Here is a 17,966-nt window from a genome sequence, read left to right as displayed (position 1 = left end):
TGTCAGAGGGTCGGGCGGCCGCCGGCCTGTGATGAAGCGACGGGGGCTTGCCCGCCGAAGCGTCGGCGCAGGCGGGAGGAAAGTCCGGGCTCCACGGAAACGACGGTGCCGGCTAACGGCCGGCCGGGGTGACCCGAGGGAAAGTGCCACAGAGAGCAGGTTGCCGACCTTCGGGTCGGTGAGAGTGAAAGGGTGCGGTAAGAGCGCACCGCGCGGCTGGTGACAGCGGCGGCACGGCAAACCCCACCGGGAGCAAGACCGAATAGGGACGGCACATGCGCCTCGTTCCGGCGCGTCGTCCGGGTTGGTTGCTGGAGGCGGCGCGCAAGCACCGTCCTAGAGGAATGGTCGCCCATCCCCGCGAACGTGGGGTGGACAGAACCCGGCTTACAGACCCTCTGACGCTTTACCTGCGCTTCGTCGTTCGCCATGCTGCCCCAAATAAAACAGGGGGTTGGAATGGGGTTTGAGGCAGGCGCGATCCTGATCGCGGCGATCGGCGTAGCGAGCGGGCAGGTGGCGCCCGCGTCCCAGACACCGCCGCCGGCGGCACCCCAGACCGTCCAGCAGGCCTATGAAGCGGCGACCGCGCTCGCCAACGCGCGCAAGGATGCCGAGGCGCTCGCCGCCTGGACCGCGCTCGAGCCGCGCGTGGCGAAGACGCCGCGCAGCATGGCGATCGTGCGCGTGCGCAAGGCGGTGGCGCTGCTGCGGCTCAACCGGCTCGACGAGGCGTCGGTCGCGGCGCGTGAAGGGCTCGCCGGCATGCCCACCACGGACGCGACGCTGCGCGCCGATCGACATAACGCGCAGATGACGCTCGGGCTGATCGACCGGGTCGCGCTCGATTACCCCGGCGCGCTTGCCCATTACCGCGAGGCGCTGGCGCTGTCGGGCGAGCCGGGCGAAACGCTGTCGGCGCTGGTCGGTATCGTCCGGACGGGCACGTTCGTGACGCCGGCAGAGGTGCTGCCCGAAGCCGCCCGGATCGAAACGATGATGCAGGTCGCGACCGTCGCCGCCGATGCGAAGGGCGCGATCGGCGCCGTGCTGAGCGAACTCTATCTGAACCTCGGTCGCTACGACGATGCGAAGCGGGCGGCGGGCGTCGCGGTCAAGAGCCTCGGCGGGTTGACCCTGAAGACCAGCGTCGCCGACGTCACCGCGCGCTGGGACTATGCGCTGGCCGCGCTGAAGCTCGGGCGCGACGAGGAGGCGCGCCAGTACCTCGCCTATACCGGGGCCGGGCGGTCGAAATCGGCGTTCGATCCCGCCGCGCAGCTGGTGTCGCCCGATTGCGGGGGCGATGCCGGCATCACGCCCGACGACGTTGCCGTCATCGAATTCAGCGTGGACGACGACGGCGCGGTGAGCGACAGCGCCCCCGTCTGGGGATCGCGGCCCGGCGCCATGCCGATCGCCTTCGCGCGCGCCGCGCGCGGCTGGTCGTGGACGCCCGAACAGGTGAAGGGCCTGCCGACATTCTACCGCACTCGCGTCCGGGTGGAGATGCGGTGCTCGACCGCGTTCGCACGTCCGGCGAGTGCGGATTATCTGCGCGACGGGCTGCGCGAGTTCCTGGCCACCAAGGGCGTGGCCCTCGGCGATCGCAGCACCACCGGCGATGCGTCGCGGCTGCCGGCGCTCCGTGCGGCGATGGCGTCGGCGCCGACGGGGGGCGTGGCCCCGCTGTCGCTGGCGCCGACGTTCTACGATCTCATCGAAAACGTCGCCAGCACGCGCGAGGAATCGGCCATCGCCGCCGAGCGGTTGCGCGCCAGCCTCATCGCGGCACAGGCACCGCCGGTGGCATTGCTGGCGGCGGAGGTGAAGGTCGCGTCGATGGCGGCGGTCGATCGCACCAGCAGCGAAAGCTATTTCGGGCGGCTCGCGGCGATGCGCGCGGCGCAGCCCTATGCCAGCGACGCCGAAGCACGCGGCATCCTGGCGCTGATGATGTCGGACGCCGCGCCTTATTCGAAAGCGGGCAAGCGTAGCGACATACGTGCGTATCTGGCGCAGGTCTCAAACGACCTCGCGCTCCCCGCCGCGCATCCGCTGAAGGTTGCGGCACTGGTCCGCTCCGCCTCGCTCGCGCAGGCCGCGGGCGACACCGCGGCGGCGCAGGCGGCGTTCGCGAAGACCGGGCTGGCCGCCAATCAATGCGCGCTGCTCGACAAGCCGCCGGCCTTCAAGTCGCTGGGCAACAACACGTTTCCGATGGAGGCGCTGCGCTGGGGCTTCGAAGGTTGGGGCAGGGTGCAGTTCGATATCGATGCGAAGGGCCGGACGACCGGTCAGCGCATCGTCGCGGCTTTCCCGCCGTTCGTGTTCGGCAAGGCGGCCATCGACACGGTCGCCGCGTCGCGGTTCGAGGAAAGCTATCGCCCCGATGGCGGCCTGGGCTGCGGCGGCACCATCCGCGGCGTTGTGTTCCGGCTGCCGGGGTGACGGGGAGCTAGACCAGCACCTTCTCCGGCCGGCCCACATCCTCAAGCACGGTGTTGCCGTCGATCTCCATCATCGGCTTGATGAGGCCGTCGCGCAGGTCATAAACCCAGCCGTGCAGGAACAATTCCTGCCCGCGGGCAAACGCGCCCTGCACGATGTCGGTCTGCGCCAGGCGGATCAGCTGATCGCAGACGTTGACCTCCACGAAGCGGTTGACGCGCGACTCTTCGGTGGGGCAGCCGTCGATCTCGTGCACGTGATCGCGGTACACATCGCGCGCGGGGGCCAGCCATTCGTCGACCGGCCCGGTCGTGCCACCCTTCAGCGTGGCGATCAGCCCGCCGCAGGCGTAATGGCCGCACACGATCACGTGCTTCACCCCCAGCACATCGACCGCATATTGCACGACTGACATCAGGTTCAGGTCGTCGGGATCGACCAGATTGGCGACGTTACGGTGGATGAACATGCCGCCGGGCTGGGTCTGCGTCATCTGTTCCGGCGACACGCGGCTGTCCGAGCAGCCGATCCACAGGAAGTCGGGCTTCTGTCCCGCCACCTGGCGCGAGAAGAACTCCGGATTCTCGTCGGTCAGCTCGGTCGCCCAGGCGCGGTTGGAGAGCAGGAGTTGGCGATAGTCCTTCATGCGAAGCGAACCTCTTGTGACGGAGCGTTAATCAGGGCGGCGCTGCGCTGGCTGATGTCGCCGCGGACGACGACGGTGATGTCGCGGAACTCGGCGCCCTTGATGAACGCGTTGATGATGTCGACGTTGTCGAGGTCGACGTAGCTGGTCGATGACAGGTCGATCATGACGTTCGAATTGTCGGGGATCTGCGTCAGCACGCGCTGCAACTCCACCTTGTGGATGAAATACAGGTTGCGCCGCGCGCGGACCAGCACGTCATGCCCTTCGTGGATGTAGGTGATCGCGGTGCGGAAATTGCGCGCGATCACGAACACGAAGCCGACGGCCAGACCGATGACAATGCCGACCAGCAGGTCGGTGAACAGGATCGCGCCGATCGTGACGACGAACGGCACGAACTGCGTCCACCCCTGGGCGTAGCGCTTCACGAACAGCTGCGGCTTGGTCAGCTTGTAACCGGTCGCGATCAGGATCGCGGCCAGCGCGGCGAGCGGGATAAGGTTCAGGACGGTCGGGATCAGCAGCACGCTCAGCAGCAGCCAGGCGCCGTGCATCATCGTCGACGCCTTGGACTGGGCATTCGCCTCGACGTTGGCCGACGATCGCACGATGACGGAGGTGACCGGCAAGCCGCCGAGCATTCCCGACACGATGTTGCCGCCGCCCTGCGCCATCAGCTCCCAGTTCTTGTCGGTGGTGCGGCGGCGGGGATCGATCTCGTCGATGGCCTTCACGCTCAGCAGCGATTCCAGGCTGGCCACGATGGCGAGCGTGGCGGCGACGGTCCACATCGCCGAACTGCCGATGGCCGAGAAATCGGGAAGCGAGAACAGCTTGGCGAATTCCCCGATCGATGCGGCGACGGGCACGCTGACGAGATGCGTCTGGCCGAGCGCAAGGCTGGGGGCGACCAGCCCGAACACGGCGTTCAGCCCGACGCCGAGCAGCACGACGACCAGCGGGCCGGGCAGGTAGCGCAGCGGGCCGTCCTTCGGCTTGTTGGCGTCCCACCAGAAGAGGAAGGCGAGGCCGAGGACCGCGATGATGACCGCGCCCGCCGACACGCTTTCGGCAACCGCGTACCAGATTGCGGTGAAGGTGTTCTTGCCGTCCGCCTGCCAGAACTGGAACGTCCCCTCGTAATCGCCGTCGTAGCCGAAGGCGTGGGGCACCTGCTTCAAAATCAGGATCAGGCCGATCGCGGCGAGCATGCCGGTGATGACCGACGACGGCACGAATTCGGACAGCACGCCAGAGCGGGTGGCCGAAAACGCGAGCTGGAGGACGCCAGCGAGCACCACCGACAGCAAGAAGACCTCGTAGCTCGGCAGGCTCTCGATCGCAGCCAGCACGATCACGGTCAGCCCGGCGGCCGGGCCGCTGACCGACAATGGCGATGTCGACAGGCCGCCGACGACGATACCGCCGACGATCCCCGCGATCAGCCCGGAGAACAGCGGCGCCCCCGATGCGAGCGCGACGCCCAGGCACAGCGGCAGTGCGACGAGGGCCACGACGATCGAGGCGGGCAGATCCGCCTTCAGGGTCGATGGAAACGATGCTTTGGGCGGCACATGGCCTCCTGATGACAGAATGAGACGAATTTTCCCCGCAGCATCTATGCCGCGACGCGCAACCGCGTGTGATGGCCGTGTGAGGAAGTGTTGCGGGCGCCGCCGCTTGCCGCTCGGCTTGCACTGGTCGGCGGTCCCACTATGTCGGGGCGATGGCGCGATCGACACGTTCGGATGACTGGGGCTTTCCCCGCTGGCGCGATTATGGTGCGGCGCGGGAGGCCGCGCGCGTCCGGATCTGCGACCGTCATGGTTGCGAGGAGCCGGGCAATTGCCCCGCGCCGAAATCGCCGAACAGCCCGGAGCGTTGGTATTTCTGTCAGGCCCACGCCGGCGAATACAACCGCGGCTGGGACTATTTCGAGGGGCTGAGCGCCGAAGACGCCGCCGCGCGCGAAGCCGACGAGCGCCGCGACGCGGGCGGGTTCGCGCAGTCGAAACACAATGCCTGGGCCGGTCGCGGCGACGGCAGCCGCTCGCGTGACGAGATGCGCGCGCTCGAGGTGCTCGATCTCGACCCCGACGTCGAATTCGAGGCGGTGCGCGCGGCTTGGCGCAAGGCGGCGAAGGACAGCCACCCCGACGTCAATCCCGGCGATGCGGAGGCGGCAAAGCGCTTCCAGGCAGTGCAGGCCGCGTATGAAGTGCTGAAATCCGCCGAGGACCAGCGCCAGTGGAAGCCCGCGTGATCCGCCACCTGCGGTCGGACTGGCAGGACGCGGTCATGGTCTGCGGGAAATGTTCGAAGAAGCTGGACGGCGGCTTCGGGCCGAAGGGCAAGACTTCGCTCGCCAAGCTGCTCCGCAAGGCGTTGCGGCTCGGCAAGGGTCGCAAGGCGCGGGTCGGGATCGTCGAGACGAAATGCCTGGGCGTCTGCCCGAGGAAAGCGGTCGTGGTCGCGCGGGCGGGCGAGTGGCTGGTGGTGCCGGCGGGCACGAGCGTCGGGCGGGTGGCACTGGCGCTTGGTTTGGCCAGGCCGCCTGCCGCGCGCGATCAGAAAGCCGCCTGAGGCATTCTTCTCACCGTTCGCACTGAGCCTGTCGAAGTGCGTGCCCAGGGCGCCACGCTCGCGGCCCGTGCTTCGACAGGCTCAGCACGAACGGCCTATGTCACGATCCGTACCGCTCCGCCGTCGCTCGGATCAGCGCGATCATGTTCGGAATCCCTTGCGTCCGGTTCGAACTCAGCTGGTTCTTCAAATCGAACGGGGCGAGCGCAGCCTCGAAATCGGTCGCCGATATCGACGCGGGCGCGGAATCCTGCACCGTCAGCAGGACCAGCGCGATGATTCCCTTCGTGATCGCGGCATTGCTGTCGGCCAGGAAATGGAGCGTGCCGTCGTCCCGAACCGTCGGGTAAACCCAGACCGAAGCGGAGCACCCCCTGACCAGTGTTGCATCGGTCTTCAGCGCGTCGGGCATAGGCTCCAGCGCGCGGCCCAGGTCGATCAGCAGGCGGTAGCGGTCGTCGGGTTCGAGGAAGTCATATTCCTCGGCAAGGTCGGCGATACGGGTCATCGCCGCGCGGTAGCCGGGGCGGGGAAGGGCGACAAGCGTTGCCGCCCTTACAGGTCCACCCCCGCCGCGATTGCTTCGAGCTTGCGGATACGCTCCTTCAGGTCGGCGATCTCGATGCGGGCGCTGGCATTGGGGGCCGGGGCATCCAGCGTTTCGCCGCGGTGCTGCGCCAGTTCCTGGCTTTTCAGCGCCAGCCACCCGCGCCACCCCGACAGGCCGGCGACGGTCACCATGCCCAGCCCGGCGAGGCCGGCAGTCGCGATGGTGATGTACAGGTTGGGATCGATCATTTCGCTGAACTCCCGGCATTAGTCGTGGCGAGCGTCGCGCAGCTTCTCGATCTCGCGATCGAGCCGCACGCTGCCCTCGGTGTCGGTGACGACGCGCTCCAGCACCTGGATGCGCTCCTTCAGGTTCGAGATCTCGCTCTTAAGGCGATAATTCTCGGCGGTCGCGGCGGCATCGTCGGCGACGCCGTAGTCGCGGCGATCGCGACGGCGGCCGATGCCCATCTTCGCCTTGATGATGCCTGAGAAACTCGCGATCAGGACGATCATCACGACCATCCACTGTCCACCACTCATCGTATCTGCTCCCCTCGAAATCCTGTGTGTGGCGCGCCTATTCGGCGGGCTGAAGCTCGGCCATTCGGGCCGCGCGGCGGCGGGGCCGGTCGATCCGCTCGGTCAGAAAGCAGCCGACCCCGGCCACCGCCGCCATGACGATGCAAAATACCAGCATTGTTCGTATCCTGTTATCCGGTCAGGCGGAAAAGTGTCCGCCCACACCCCTCGTTCAGTTCAGCGGTCGGCTCGGCTCCACGGTGCCGTCGCGCAGTTGTTCGATCTGGTCGGCGAGTTCGATCCCGCGATCGGTGGCGATACGCTCCAGCACCCGAACCCGCTGTTCCAGCTGCTCGGTGCGCGAGGCGTATTGGGCGGCCTTTTCTGCGACCATCTGCGCCTCCAGCTCCATGCGGCGGTGACGATAGGCGAACCAGGGCTTCACGAAGACGCCGCCGAAGATCGCCAGCAGGCCGCAGGATATTCCCAGGATCGGGACCAGCATCGGGCTCATGATCGTCAAATCCTTCAGTTGGCCGGGCCGCGCAGCATCTCGATCTCCCGATCGAGACGGTGGCTGCCGTCGGTCACGATGCGCTCTACGTTGGCGAGCCGGTCCTTGATGGCACCCAGCTCGGCGCGGAGCTGGCCGTTCTCCTGGGTCAGCAGCTTCACCCGCTCGACCGTCTCGTCGTTGCGGACGGGGTAGAGCGCCTGGCCCCACTGGCCGTCGAGCGGATAGCCGTTCTTGATCCGCATCCAGGTCGTGACGACCCAGCCGGTAACGCCGATCCCGACGATCGTGACGATCAGGGGGGCGGCGTCGAGGATGAACTGCAGTTTTTCCATCGTCTGTTCCTGTCGTTCGCTGCTCAGCGCAGCGCGTCGATATCGCGGGCGGTGCGGGTCGCGGGGTCGGTGGCGATGCGTTCCAGCACCGCGATCCGTTCCTCCAGCCGCCCGACCTGTCCGGTCAGCCGCGCATTCTCGTTGGTGAGAAGCGTCACCTTGCGCTCGCCCTCCGGATCGCCGCGGTGGGCGCTGCCCGACCATTCATTCTCGATCGGATAGCCGTGCCGCGCCCTGATCCAGGTCGTCAGCACCCACCCGATCGTGCTGATCGCGATGATCGCCAGCACGAAACCCGGTCCACCCCAGCTCATCGGTCGTCTCCTGTATCAGCCGGCCTGCGCTTCAGCGCAGCGCCTCGATCTCGTCGGCCAGGCGCGTGTTGCGGCTGGTGTAGTAGGTTTCGACATCCGCCAGGCGCCGGTCGAGCTCGCGGAACTTGCTGCGGACCTCGGCGGTGGTGCGCTTGGTGTTGGTGCGCACGCCCTGCCAGAACTTCTGGTCGTCGGCGGTCTCGTAAAGGTCGTACGGCTTGGCCGGTGCGAGCTTGCCTGCGGCGAAGTAGCCGATGATGGCGACGCCGTTGGTGACGACCGTCAGCAGGACCATCGCGACCCGGACGAAGGTGACGTCGATGCCGGTGTAATCGGAAATCCCGGCGCAGACGCCCATCCATTTGCCATTGGGCTTGTCGGTGTAGAATTTGGTGCGGCTGGCGGACATTTCAGTTCCTCCGGGAAAGCGAATAATCGGTGGCTTCGGTCAGGCTGGGCGGTGTCGGCGCCGACAGCTGGCGGAAATCGGGGTTGTCGGCGGCAACGATGCGTTCGATCGTCTGCACCCGGTCCTCGATACGGCGGGCGAAGTGATAGAGCTCGTCGAGCATCTTCTCGTCCTCGTCCGTGATCCGCGGCGCCTGCTTCCACTTGGTGATGTAATGGAACACCATCCACGGCAGCCCGACGAACAGCGTGGCGACGATCAAAACGACGTAAAAGCCTTCCATCGTCTCAACCCTCCTTGTTCAGGCGCGCTTTGAGCGCGGCGAGGTCGGCATCGACCCGGTCGTTGGAGCGCAGGTCGGCAATCTCGTCGTCCAGCGTGCGGATCGCTCCCAGCCCGGCGGCGTCGGCGCGGCCCTCGGCCTCGTCCACGCGGCGCTCCATCACGTCGAAGCGCGAGAAGGCGTCGGCGGTCTTGGCACCGGCATACATGTCGCGCAGGCGGTAGCGGTTGTTGGCGCTTTCCAGCCGCGTCTCGACCGAATTCTGCCGGGCGCGTGCCTCGCTCAATTTCTTCTGCAGCTTGGCGATGTCGACTTCGTAGGCGCGCAGCGCATCCTCGAGCACCGCGATCTCGGCGTTCAGCTGGTCGCACATGTCTGCGGCCTTCTGGCGCTCGACCAGGGCGGCCTTGGCGAGATCCTCGCGGTCCTTCGACAGCGCCAGCTCGGCCTTTTCGGTCCAGCTCGACTGCAAACCCTCCAGCTTGATGATGTGGCGGCGCATTTCCTTCTGGTCGGCGATGGTGCGCGCGGCCGACGCGCGAACCTCGACCAGCGTGTCCTCCATCTCGGAGATGATCATGCGGACCATCTTGGCCGGGTCTTCCGCCTTGTCGAGCAGGTCGGTGACGTTGGCGGCAATGATGTCGCGCGTGCGGCTGAAGATGCCCATGAAACGGTAACTCCTACTCGACTGTTTGCCGGGGCGGGGAGAGGGATCCCCACCCCGGCGCGCCGATCAAGGGGTCGATCGGCGGTTGCCAACAGCTCTGCACGCGCCGTGCCAGTTTCGAAAAACGCCTGAAATCAGCGATATGGCCGATAGTTGCTGACAGCGCGATTTTGCCGCTTGCCAACATCTGGCGAAATTTGCCAATCCTCCGGATCATGCAGCGCGCCACCCAGGTCGTCGGCCAGTCCGGAGCTTTTCTCGACGCGCTCGAACGCGCCAGTCGCGCCGCCGCGCTCGACCGCCCGGTGCTGGTGATCGGCGAACGCGGGACCGGCAAGGAACTCGTCGCCGAACGCCTCCACCGCCTCAGCCCGCGGTGGGACCAGCCACTGGTCGTGATGAACTGCGCAGCGCTGCCCGAGACGCTGATCGAGGCCGAATTGTTTGGGCACGAGGCGGGGTCGTTCACCGGCGCCACCAAGTCGCGTGTCGGGCGGTTCGAGGAGGCGGACGGCGGCACGTTGTTTCTCGACGAACTCGGCACGCTCTCGATGGCGGCGCAGGACCGCCTGCTCCGCGCCGTCGAATATGGCGAGATCACGCGCATCGGCGCGTCGCGTCCGATCCGCGTCGACGTTCGTATCGTCGCGGCGACTAACGAGCATCTGCCCGAACGGGTGGAGAAGGGCACGTTCCGCGCCGACCTGCTCGACCGGCTGAGCTTCGAAGTCGTGACGCTGCCGCCGCTCCGCGCGCGTGCTGGAGACATCCTCGTGCTCGCCGACTTCTTCGGGCGGCGCATGGCGTCGGAGGTGGGGCGCGAGACCTGGACGGGCTTCGGCCCGCGCGCGATCGACCAGCTGTCCGAATATGGCTGGCCGGGGAACGTCCGCGAGCTGAAGAACGTGGTCGAACGCGCGGTCTATCGATGGGAGCAAGCCGGGCCGATCGATGCGATCGAGATCGATCCGTTCGCCTCGCCCCACCGTCCCGGCGCCACCGTTGCGGCGCGCCAGAACCCGTCTTCCGCCCCGCTTAGCGCCGACGAGCCGGTCGTCGCGTGCGAGGAGGGGCCGTCCGATTTCAAGGCCCGCGTCGCGCGGTTCGAGCGCGAGCTGCTCAGCCGCTGCATGGCCGAGCATCGCTACAACCAGCGCGCTGCCGCCGCCGCGCTTGGTCTGACCTACGACCAGCTTCGCCACGCACTGCGTCGTCACGGGTTGCTCGGCTAGCCCCGCATCTCCATATCGCTGCCGTAACGAGCCCGGAGGGTGGGAGCCAACGCCCGCGCCCTGCGTTGCCCGCACGTCATTCCCACAAGGAGATTTGTCATGGCCTTCGAACTTCCGCCGCTCCCTTACGCCTACGACGCGCTGGAGCCGACGATCGACAAGGAGACGATGACGCTCCACCACGACAAGCATCACAAGGCCTATACCGACAAGCTGAACGAGGCGGTCGCCGCCGACAGCGGCCTTGAGGGCAAGTCGATCGAGGACATCCTGAAGTCGGTCGGGGGCAAGCCGCCGATCCTGCGCAACAACGGTGGCGGCTATTGGAACCACGACTTCTTCTGGAAATCGATGAAGGGCGGCGGGTCCGAGCCATCGGGCGCGCTGAAGGACGCGATCGACGCGAAGTTCGGTTCGGTCGATGCCATGAAGGAAAAGTTCAACGCCGCCGGCGTCGGCCAGTTCGGGTCGGGCTGGGTCTGGCTGATCGTGGGCGAGGACGGCGAGCTAGCCATCACCTCGACGCCCAACCAGGACAACCCGCTGATGGACGTCGCCGAGACGAAGGGCACGCCGATCCTGGGCAACGACGTGTGGGAACACGCCTATTACATCACCTACCGCAACGTCCGTCCCGACTATCTGAAGGCGTGGTGGAACGTGGTCGACTGGGACGTCGCCGGCCAGCGCTACGACGCGGCGAAGAAGTAATCGCTCAACCCTCGGGCGGCACCGGCGTTTCGTCGGTGTCGCCCAGGGTCAGCCCGTGCTTCAGCAGCATCGGTATGTTCGCGAGCGCGAACACGACCGTGATGATCGCGCAGCCCGGAAATTTGAAGAACACCCACTGATCGGTCGTGGTCGAGCGCCACACGACTTCATTCAGCACCGCCATCGCGGCGAAGAAGACGGTCCAGTTGACCGTCAGTTTGCGCCACCCGTTCTCGCTCAGGCCCGGATACGCCGACCCCAGCAGCGCCTGCAGCAACGGTCGCCCCGTCGCCAGCCCGAACCCCAGCACGCCCGCGAACAGCGCGTAGACGAACGTCGGCTTCATCTTGATGAAGCGTTCGTCGTGGAAATACAGGGTCAGTCCGCCGAACACCAGGATCAGAACCGCCGAAATCCACAGCATCGGCGAGACGTGGCGCGTCTTCACCCACGACACGACGACCGCCACCACCATCGCGACCATGAAAGCGATCGTCGCCGCCATGATCCGCGCGAGCGCCGGTCCCGGCGCGAAGAAATTGACCGCGAAGAACACGAGCAGCGGCCCGTAATCGATCGCGGCGCGCAGGCCAGCAGAGGGCGCGGGGTTCGGGGGCTTCGGAGCGGTCACAACAGTTCCTCGACCCCGGCGATGATCCGGGCGACTTCCATCGCGTCGAACGGGCGCAGGTCATCGACCTTTTCGCCGACACCGATCGCGTGGATCGGCATGCCGTATTTCTCCGCCGCCGCCACCAGCACGCCGCCGCGCGCCGTTCCGTCGAGCTTGGTCATGACGAGGCCGGTGACGCCGGCGACTTCCTTGAACACCTCGATCTGGTTGAGCGCGTTCTGGCCGGTGGTGGCGTCGAGCACGAGCACGACGTCGTGCGGCGCCTCCGGATTCAGGCGACCCAGCACGCGGCGGATCTTGGCGAGTTCGTCCATCAGCTCGCGCTTGTTCTGCAATCGCCCGGCGGTGTCGACGATCAGCACGTCGATGCCGGTCGCCGTCGCCTGCTTCACCGCCTCATAGACGATGCCCGCCGCGTCGCCGCCCTCCGGTCCGGTCACGATCGGCACGCCGATACGCTCCGCCCAGGTGCGAAGCTGCCCGATCGCGGCGGCTCGGAAAGTGTCGCCCGCCGCCAGCATGACGCCGTAATCCTGCTCCATGAACATGCTGGCCAGCTTGGCGATAGTCGTGGTCTTGCCGCTGCCGTTGACGCCGATGACCAGGATCACCTGTGGCCGCGGAAAGGCGTCGACCTCCAGCGGTTCGGCGACGGGGGCGAGCGCGCGGGCGACTTCCTCGGCCACCACCAGGCGGATGCCCAGCTCCTCCATGTTGCGTTCGAACTGCCCGTCGGCCAGCCGCTGGCGCACCCTGGCGGCGGTGGCGGGGCCGAGGTCGGACGCGATCAGCGCTTCCTCGATCTCGTCCAATGTCGCATCGTCCAGCCGCGCCGCGCCGAGCCCGGCGAGGTTGCCGACCAGCTTGTCCGACGTCCGCTTGAACCCGCCGATCAGCTTCTGGTGCCAGGAGGGAGTGGTGCTCATGCTGTCAGGGTTCCGTCGCTGGTCGCGGTGATGTGGGTGGTCAGGATGGTGCCGGGTTCGTGCCGTTCGGACAGGCGCACCTCGGCGAAGTTGGCGGCGTGGCCGCGGTCGCCGGGGCGCTCGACCAAGATGTGCTGCTGCGTTCCGCCAAGGCTGCGCAGCCACGCGCCCCGCCGCGCCGCCGCGCGCTCGCGCAGGTCTGCGGCGCGCGCCTTCACGACCGGCGGCGACACCTGCGGCATCCGCGCTGCGGGTGTGCCGGCGCGCGGCGAATAGGGGAAGATGTGGGCGTGGACGATGTCGCAATCGTCGATCAGCGCGCGCGAGTTGGCGAACATCGCGTCGTCCTCGGTCGGGAAGCCGGCGATCAGGTCGGCGCCGATCGCGATATCGCCGCGCCGCGCCTTCAGCCGCTCGACCAGCGCGACCGACTGCGCGCGGGTGTGGCGGCGCTTCATTCGTTTCAGGATCATGTCGTCGCCGGCCTGGAGCGACAGGTGCAGGTGCGGCATCACCCGCGGCTCGCCGGTCACCAGATCGAACAGCCGCGCGTCGATCTCGACCCCGTCGAGCGACGACAGCCGCAGGCGGGGCAGCGAGGGGACCAGGCGCAGGATGCGCTCGACGAGATGGCCGAGCGTCGGCTGCCCCGGCAGGTCGGCGCCGTAGCTGGTAACGTCGACCCCGGTCAGCACGATCTCGTTATGCCCCGCCGCGACCAGCGCCGCGATGCGCTCGACCAGCACGCCTGCCGGGATCGAGCGGCTCGGGCCGCGCCCCGCGGGAATCGCGCAGAAGGTGCAGCTGTGGTCGCAGCCGTTCTGCACCTCGACAAAGGCGCGGGCGTGGCCGGAAAATTGCGGGGCCGGCGCGTCGCCAATCGCCCCCCAGGCATCGGCGGTCAGCTTCGCCATGTTGCCGACCACCCGATCGACCTCGGCCATCGCGCCGATCCCGACCGGATCGATCGTCGCGGCGCACCCCGTGACCACCAGTTCGGCGTGCGGGCGCTCGCGCCGCGCCCGGCGGATCGCGGCGCGGGTCGCGCGCACCGCTTCGTTCGTCACCGCGCAGCTGTTCACCACCACCACGTCGCGGGAACCGAGCAGCGCGCGGATGCTTTCGCTTTCGGCGATGTTGAGCCGGCAGCCGAGCGTGACGATATGGGGGCCGGCAGGAGGAGCGAGCATGGGCGGGCATCTAGGGTCAGGGACAGGCGAAGTCCATGCGGCGGCACGGGCAGTGCTCGACTTCTGGTTCGATGAGGTCGGGTCGGACAACCACTTCGCGAAGGACGACGCGCTCGACCGCATCATCGCCGAGCGGTTCGGCGGGTGGCGCGACGACGTGCTGGCGAGCGATGCGCTCGGCTGGCGCAGCGAACCGGACACGCTGCTCGCCGCGATCATCCTGCTCGACCAGTTTTCCCGCAACATCCATCGCGGCTCTGCGGAGGCGTTCGCCGCCGATCCGCTGGCGGAATCGCTGGCGCGGGAGGGAATCGAGCGCGGCTGGGACCGGACGCTGCCGCCGGAGCGTGCCGTGTTCCTGCTGATGCCGCTGATGCATGCCGAGCATGCCGACGCACAGCTGTTGAGCGTCGCCAAGTTCGAGGCATTGGGGATCGAAACGAACGCCGAATTCGCGCGCGATCACGCGGCGGTCATTGTCCGGTTCGGACGGTTTCCGTCGCGCAACGCCGCACTCGGGCGCGCCTCAACCCCGGCGGAACGCGGCTATCTCAGCCAGCCCGGCGCCGGCTGGTAGCATCGATCGGCGCGCCTGCCGCCGGCGCCTGCGGGATCAGCCGCCGTTCGGCGAGCAGGCGGCGAGCGCCCGCGACCGACAGCGGCTTGCCGTAATACCAGCCCTGGCCCTTGCTGACGCCGATCGCGGTCAGCCGTTGTTCGATCTCGGCGTCCTCGACGCCCTCGGCGGTGACCGGCAGGTTCAGGCTTTCGCCCAGCCGCGCGATCGCGCCGACGATTGCCGCGGAATCAGCGCTCTCGATCAGCGAGGTGACGAAGCTCTTGTCGATCTTGATGCGATCGAACGGCAGCGCGCGCAGATGGGCGAGCGAGGAATAGCCCGTCCCGAAATCGTCGAGCGCCAGCCGCACGCCCTGGTTCTTCAGCGATCCGACGATCGACTGGGCGAGCGCGAGATTGTCGAACAATGCGGTCTCGGTGATCTCGATCTCGCAGCGGCGCGCGGGGAAGCCGGTTTCGGTCAGCACCTTGATGATCTTCTGCGCCAGCCACGCATCGCGCAGCTGCCAGGGCGAGATGTTGATCGAGATGATGAGGCCGGGATCCCAGTCGCGCGCGGCGGTGAAGGCCTGGTGCATCACCGACAGCGACAGATCGGCGATCATGCCCGTCTCCTCGGCGATCGGGATGAACGCCTCCGGGCTGATGAGCCCGCGCGTCGGGTGCTCCCACCGCGCCAGCACCTCGAAACCGGTCAGCTTCCCGCTGCCCAATTCCACCTGCTGTTCGAAATAGGGGACGATCTGGTGCCGCGGAATGGCGACGCGCAGGCCGCTTTCCAGCTCGTTCCTGGCCTGCAGGTCGCGCTCCATCGAGGCATCGAACCAGGCGTGGCGGTTCTTGCCCGATTTCTTGGCGGCGTACATCGCGATGTCGGCGGAGCGCATCAGCGTGTCGATGCCCGAACAGTCGATGTCGGAGCGCGCGATGCCGATGGAGGCCGAGATGTGGCACTGGATGCCGCCGGCGTCGAACGGCTGGCTCATCCGGCTGACCAGCCGTTCGGCGACGCGCTCGACGGTGTCGGGATGATGGGCGTCGAACAGGAATCCGCAGGCGAATTCGTCGCCGCCCAGCCGCGCGGTCAGTGCCACCTGCGGCATGATCGCCAGGATCTCCGCCGCGACGACGCGCAACAGGGCGTCGCCGACGGCGTGGCCGTGCATGTCGTTGACGGTCTTGAAATGATCGAGGTCGAGCAGCAGCAGCGCCATCGCCTTGCCGCGCTGGTTGGCGCGCGCGATCATCGCGGCGCCTTCCTCGCCCAGGCTGCGGCGATTGAGGAACCCGGTCAGCGGGTCGCGCGCGGCCAGCACCTGCGCGCGCTCCTCGGCGGCGGTGCGCACCGTCACTTCGCGACGCAGCGCGGTGTTGCGCCGCCAGCCGAGCAGGATCAGCGCGACGTTCAGCAGCAGCGCGACGACCAGCGGCTGATCGACCGGCGCGCCGCCGTTGACGTAATGATCGAGCGTCGTGGACAGCACCGAACTGGCGATGCCGACGAACATCAGGATGGCCGCGACGCTGATCGCGCCGGCGATCAGGTCGGTGCGCCGTATCGTCACGCCCGGGCGGGCGGCGTCGCCGTCGTCATATGCCATCCGGTCCCGTCATCCTCGCGCTACGCCGTGGCGGCATCCTGGCGGGTGCGAGGTGTAGATCGGGTTAAGGGCGTGCGGCCTTGCGTTTTGCCGGTGCCGGGGCTAGGAGCCGCCGCGTAGCGACCCTTCGGGACTCGTGACGCATCTGCCGCTCCCAGGAGCGACGCCGGCCGACGAGGTTTCGTCCGCCGGCGTTTTTCGCGTTACGGTTCTCGCAGGCAACTGGAGACGTGCATGTTCGATAGTCTGAGCGACCGGCTTGGTGGGGTGTTCGACCGCTTGCGCGGTCGCGGCGCGCTGACCGAGGCCGATGTCCGCTCGGCGATGCGCGAGGTGCGGGTCGCCCTGCTCGAGGCCGACGTCGCGCTGCCAGTCGCGCGCAAGTTCGTCGACGACGTCACCGAAAAGGCGGTCGGCCACAACGTCCTGCGCTCGATCACGCCGGGGCAGCAGGTCGTCAAGATCGTCAACGACGCGCTGGTCGAGATGCTGGGGTCGGAGAATACCGGCCTCGACCTCGACGTCACCCCGCCGGCGGTGGTCATGCTCGTGGGCCTCCAGGGCTCGGGCAAGACAACCACGACCGCGAAGCTCGCGAAACTGCTGTCGGGGCGCGAGCGCAAGAAGGTCATGATGGCGTCATTGGACGTCAATCGCCCCGCCGCTCAAGAGCAGCTGGCGGTGCTCGGCACGCAGGTAGAGGTTGCGACGCTGCCGATCGTCGCCGGCCAGCAGCCGGTCGATATCGCCCGCCGCGCGCTCCAGGCGGCCAAGCTCCAGGGCTATGACGTCCTGATGCTCGACACCGCCGGCCGCCTTCACGTCGACCAGGCGCTGATGGACGAGATGAAGGCTGTCGCCGACATCGCGACGCCCAATGAAATCCTGCTCGTCGTCGACAGCCTGACCGGCCAGGACGCGGTCAACGTCGCCCAGAACTTCAGCGACCAGGTGCCGCTGACCGGCGTGATCCTGACCCGCATGGACGGCGACGCCCGCGGCGGCGCCGCGCTGTCGATGCGCGCGGTCACCGGTAAGCCGATCAAGTTCGCCGGCGTGGGTGAGAAGCTCGACGCGATCGAGCCGTTCCATCCGGGCCGCGTCGCCGGGCGCATCCTCGGCATGGGCGACGTCGTCTCGCTGGTCGAAAAGGCCGCGCAGTCGATCCAGGCAGAAGATGCCGAGCGGATGGCCGCGCGGATCGAGAAGGGCAAGTTCGACCTCAACGACCTGCGCAGCCAGCTCGCCCAGATGCGCCGCATGGGCGGCCTCGGCGCGCTCGCCGGCATGATCCCGGGCATGAAGAAGGCGCAGGCGGCGATGGCGTCGGGCGCGGTGGACGAGAAGATCCTGCTCCGCATGGACGCGATGATCGGGTCGATGACCGTCAAGGAGCGCGCCAAGCCCGAGATCATCAGCGCCAAGCGCAAGATCCGCGTCGCCAAGGGGTCGGGCACCACGGTGCAGGACGTCAACAAGCTGCTGAAGATGCATCAGGAAATGGCGACCGCCATGAAGCGCATCAAGAAGATGGGCGGCATGAAGGGGATGCTGTCGATGCTGGGCAAGGGCGGCATGGGCGGCCTTGGCAATGCGCTGGGCGGTCAGGGTCTGGGCGACATGATGGGCAAGATGGATGCGCCCGGCGCGCTTCCTGGTCTCGGCGGGCCCGACGGCATGAAGCTGCCGCCCGGCTTCGAAAATCTCATCAAGAAGAAGTGAATTTCCCTGTCGTCACCCCAGCGAAAGCTGGGGTCTCAGGCGGCAAGGGCACGACAACAACCAAAAGATCCCAGCTTTCGCTGGGATGACGA

At 67.5% G+C, this 17,966-nt stretch carries 22 protein-coding genes and 1 other RNA gene; 8 read left to right on the top strand and 15 right to left on the bottom strand.

The features are described from left to right. Window positions 1–2: 2 nt before the first annotated feature. An RNA gene (rnpB, locus tag M9980_RS05975) (RNase P RNA component class A) lies at window positions 3–406 on the top strand. A 53-nt stretch (window positions 407–459) separates the two neighbouring features. Then, window positions 460–2,451 carry an energy transducer TonB gene (locus M9980_RS05970; RefSeq protein ID WP_250754416.1) on the top strand — a complete coding sequence of 664 codons (1,992 nt, stop codon included), beginning with the start codon at window positions 460–462 and terminating at the stop codon, window positions 2,449–2,451. Window positions 2,452–2,458: 7 nt separating this feature from the next. On the opposite strand, the gene M9980_RS05965 is transcribed toward M9980_RS05970, so the two are convergent. After that, a complete protein-coding gene (locus M9980_RS05965; protein WP_250754415.1) occupies window positions 2,459–3,097 on the bottom strand; it encodes a carbonic anhydrase in 639 nt (212 codons plus the stop codon). After that, a complete protein-coding gene (locus M9980_RS05960) occupies window positions 3,094–4,674 on the bottom strand; it encodes a SulP family inorganic anion transporter (RefSeq protein ID WP_250754414.1) in 1,581 nt (526 codons plus the stop codon). Before M9980_RS05960 ends, M9980_RS05965 begins: the two co-directional genes overlap by 4 nt. Window positions 4,675–4,826: 152 nt before the next feature. Between M9980_RS05960 and M9980_RS05955 the strand changes: the two genes are divergently transcribed. Together M9980_RS05955 and M9980_RS05950 are read left to right on the top strand one after the other, a co-directional pair. After that, window positions 4,827–5,363, top strand: coding sequence for a J domain-containing protein (locus tag M9980_RS05955; protein WP_250754413.1), 537 nt, complete (start codon window positions 4,827–4,829; stop codon window positions 5,361–5,363). Continuing rightward, window positions 5,360–5,683 carry a (2Fe-2S) ferredoxin domain-containing protein gene (locus M9980_RS05950; RefSeq protein WP_250754412.1) on the top strand — a complete coding sequence of 108 codons (324 nt, stop codon included), beginning with the start codon at window positions 5,360–5,362 and terminating at the stop codon, window positions 5,681–5,683. The genes M9980_RS05955 and M9980_RS05950 overlap by 4 nt, the downstream gene beginning before the upstream one ends. A gap of 100 nt (window positions 5,684–5,783) precedes the next feature. Here M9980_RS05950 and M9980_RS05945 read toward each other — a convergent pair whose 3' ends face one another. From M9980_RS05945 to pspA, 9 genes are all read right to left on the bottom strand, one after another. Then, window positions 5,784–6,191, bottom strand: a complete 408-nt coding sequence (locus tag M9980_RS05945) for a SufE family protein (RefSeq protein WP_250754411.1) — start codon at window positions 6,189–6,191, stop codon at window positions 5,784–5,786. Between the two features lie 47 nt (window positions 6,192–6,238). Then, on the bottom strand, window positions 6,239–6,481 hold the full coding sequence (locus tag M9980_RS05940; protein ID WP_250754410.1) for a hypothetical protein: 243 nt from the start codon (window positions 6,479–6,481) through the stop codon (window positions 6,239–6,241). An 18-nt stretch (window positions 6,482–6,499) separates the two neighbouring features. Further along, window positions 6,500–6,775: a hypothetical protein gene (locus tag M9980_RS05935; protein ID WP_250754408.1), complete on the bottom strand. Its 276-nt coding sequence runs from the start codon at window positions 6,773–6,775 to the stop codon at window positions 6,500–6,502. Window positions 6,776–6,986: 211 nt separating this feature from the next. Next, a complete protein-coding gene (locus tag M9980_RS05930) occupies window positions 6,987–7,268 on the bottom strand; it encodes a hypothetical protein (RefSeq protein WP_250754407.1) in 282 nt (93 codons plus the stop codon). 14 nt (window positions 7,269–7,282) lie between these two features. Continuing rightward, the gene (locus M9980_RS05925) at window positions 7,283–7,603 is read right to left on the bottom strand and encodes a hypothetical protein (protein WP_250754405.1); all 321 of its coding nucleotides are present in this window, start codon (window positions 7,601–7,603) and stop codon (window positions 7,283–7,285) included. Between the two features lie 23 nt (window positions 7,604–7,626). Further along, window positions 7,627–7,917, bottom strand: coding sequence for a Ctf8 family protein (locus M9980_RS05920; RefSeq protein WP_250754403.1), 291 nt, complete (start codon window positions 7,915–7,917; stop codon window positions 7,627–7,629). Window positions 7,918–7,948: 31 nt separating this feature from the next. After that, window positions 7,949–8,326, bottom strand: a complete 378-nt coding sequence (gene pspC / locus M9980_RS05915; RefSeq protein WP_250754402.1) for an envelope stress response membrane protein PspC — start codon at window positions 8,324–8,326, stop codon at window positions 7,949–7,951. 1 nt (window position 8,327) lies between these two features. Then, window positions 8,328–8,609, bottom strand: coding sequence for an envelope stress response membrane protein PspB (pspB, locus tag M9980_RS05910; protein WP_250754400.1), 282 nt, complete (start codon window positions 8,607–8,609; stop codon window positions 8,328–8,330). Window positions 8,610–8,613: 4 nt separating this feature from the next. Then, entirely contained in the window at window positions 8,614–9,279 is a 666-nt protein-coding gene (gene pspA / locus M9980_RS05905) for a phage shock protein PspA (RefSeq protein ID WP_250754398.1), read from the bottom strand. Window positions 9,280–9,494: 215 nt separating this feature from the next. Between pspA and pspF the strand changes: the two genes are divergently transcribed. Both pspF and M9980_RS05895 read left to right on the top strand, forming a co-directional pair. Further along, window positions 9,495–10,511 (top strand): phage shock protein operon transcriptional activator, encoded by a 1,017-nt coding sequence (pspF, locus tag M9980_RS05900; protein WP_250754396.1) that lies wholly within the window; start codon window positions 9,495–9,497, stop codon window positions 10,509–10,511. 99 nt (window positions 10,512–10,610) lie between these two features. Next, window positions 10,611–11,222, top strand: a complete 612-nt coding sequence (locus M9980_RS05895; RefSeq protein ID WP_250754394.1) for a superoxide dismutase — start codon at window positions 10,611–10,613, stop codon at window positions 11,220–11,222. Window positions 11,223–11,226: 4 nt separating this feature from the next. On the opposite strand, the gene M9980_RS05890 is transcribed toward M9980_RS05895, so the two are convergent. The 3 genes from M9980_RS05890 to M9980_RS05880 are packed head-to-tail and all read right to left on the bottom strand — an operon-like array spanning window position 11,227 to window position 13,972. Beyond that, entirely contained in the window at window positions 11,227–11,853 is a 627-nt protein-coding gene (locus tag M9980_RS05890; RefSeq protein WP_250754392.1) for a septation protein A, read from the bottom strand. Further along, window positions 11,850–12,782 carry a signal recognition particle-docking protein FtsY gene (gene ftsY / locus M9980_RS05885; RefSeq protein ID WP_250754391.1) on the bottom strand — a complete coding sequence of 311 codons (933 nt, stop codon included), beginning with the start codon at window positions 12,780–12,782 and terminating at the stop codon, window positions 11,850–11,852. Before ftsY ends, M9980_RS05890 begins: the two co-directional genes overlap by 4 nt. Then, entirely contained in the window at window positions 12,779–13,972 is a 1,194-nt protein-coding gene (locus tag M9980_RS05880) for a MiaB/RimO family radical SAM methylthiotransferase (protein ID WP_250754389.1), read from the bottom strand. The genes ftsY and M9980_RS05880 overlap by 4 nt, the downstream gene beginning before the upstream one ends. Here M9980_RS05880 and M9980_RS05875 point away from each other — a divergent pair. Next, complete coding sequence (locus tag M9980_RS05875) at window positions 13,971–14,549, top strand: DUF924 family protein (RefSeq protein ID WP_250754387.1); 579 nt, start codon at window positions 13,971–13,973, stop codon at window positions 14,547–14,549. The genes M9980_RS05880 and M9980_RS05875 overlap by 2 nt on opposite strands. Here M9980_RS05875 and M9980_RS05870 read toward each other — a convergent pair. Then, window positions 14,524–16,152, bottom strand: a complete 1,629-nt coding sequence (locus M9980_RS05870) for a putative bifunctional diguanylate cyclase/phosphodiesterase (RefSeq protein ID WP_250754385.1) — start codon at window positions 16,150–16,152, stop codon at window positions 14,524–14,526. The genes M9980_RS05875 and M9980_RS05870 overlap by 26 nt on opposite strands. A gap of 234 nt (window positions 16,153–16,386) precedes the next feature. On the opposite strand from M9980_RS05870, the gene ffh reads away from it, so the two are divergent. Beyond that, complete coding sequence (gene ffh / locus M9980_RS05865) at window positions 16,387–17,874, top strand: signal recognition particle protein (protein WP_250754383.1); 1,488 nt, start codon at window positions 16,387–16,389, stop codon at window positions 17,872–17,874. The last annotated feature ends 92 nt before the right edge of the window (window positions 17,875–17,966 follow it).

The organism is Sphingomonas donggukensis, assembly GCF_023674425.1.
Taxonomy (GTDB): Bacteria; Pseudomonadota; Alphaproteobacteria; order Sphingomonadales; family Sphingomonadaceae; genus Sphingomonas; species Sphingomonas donggukensis.
This window is presented reverse-complemented; position numbering and strand designations above follow the sequence as displayed.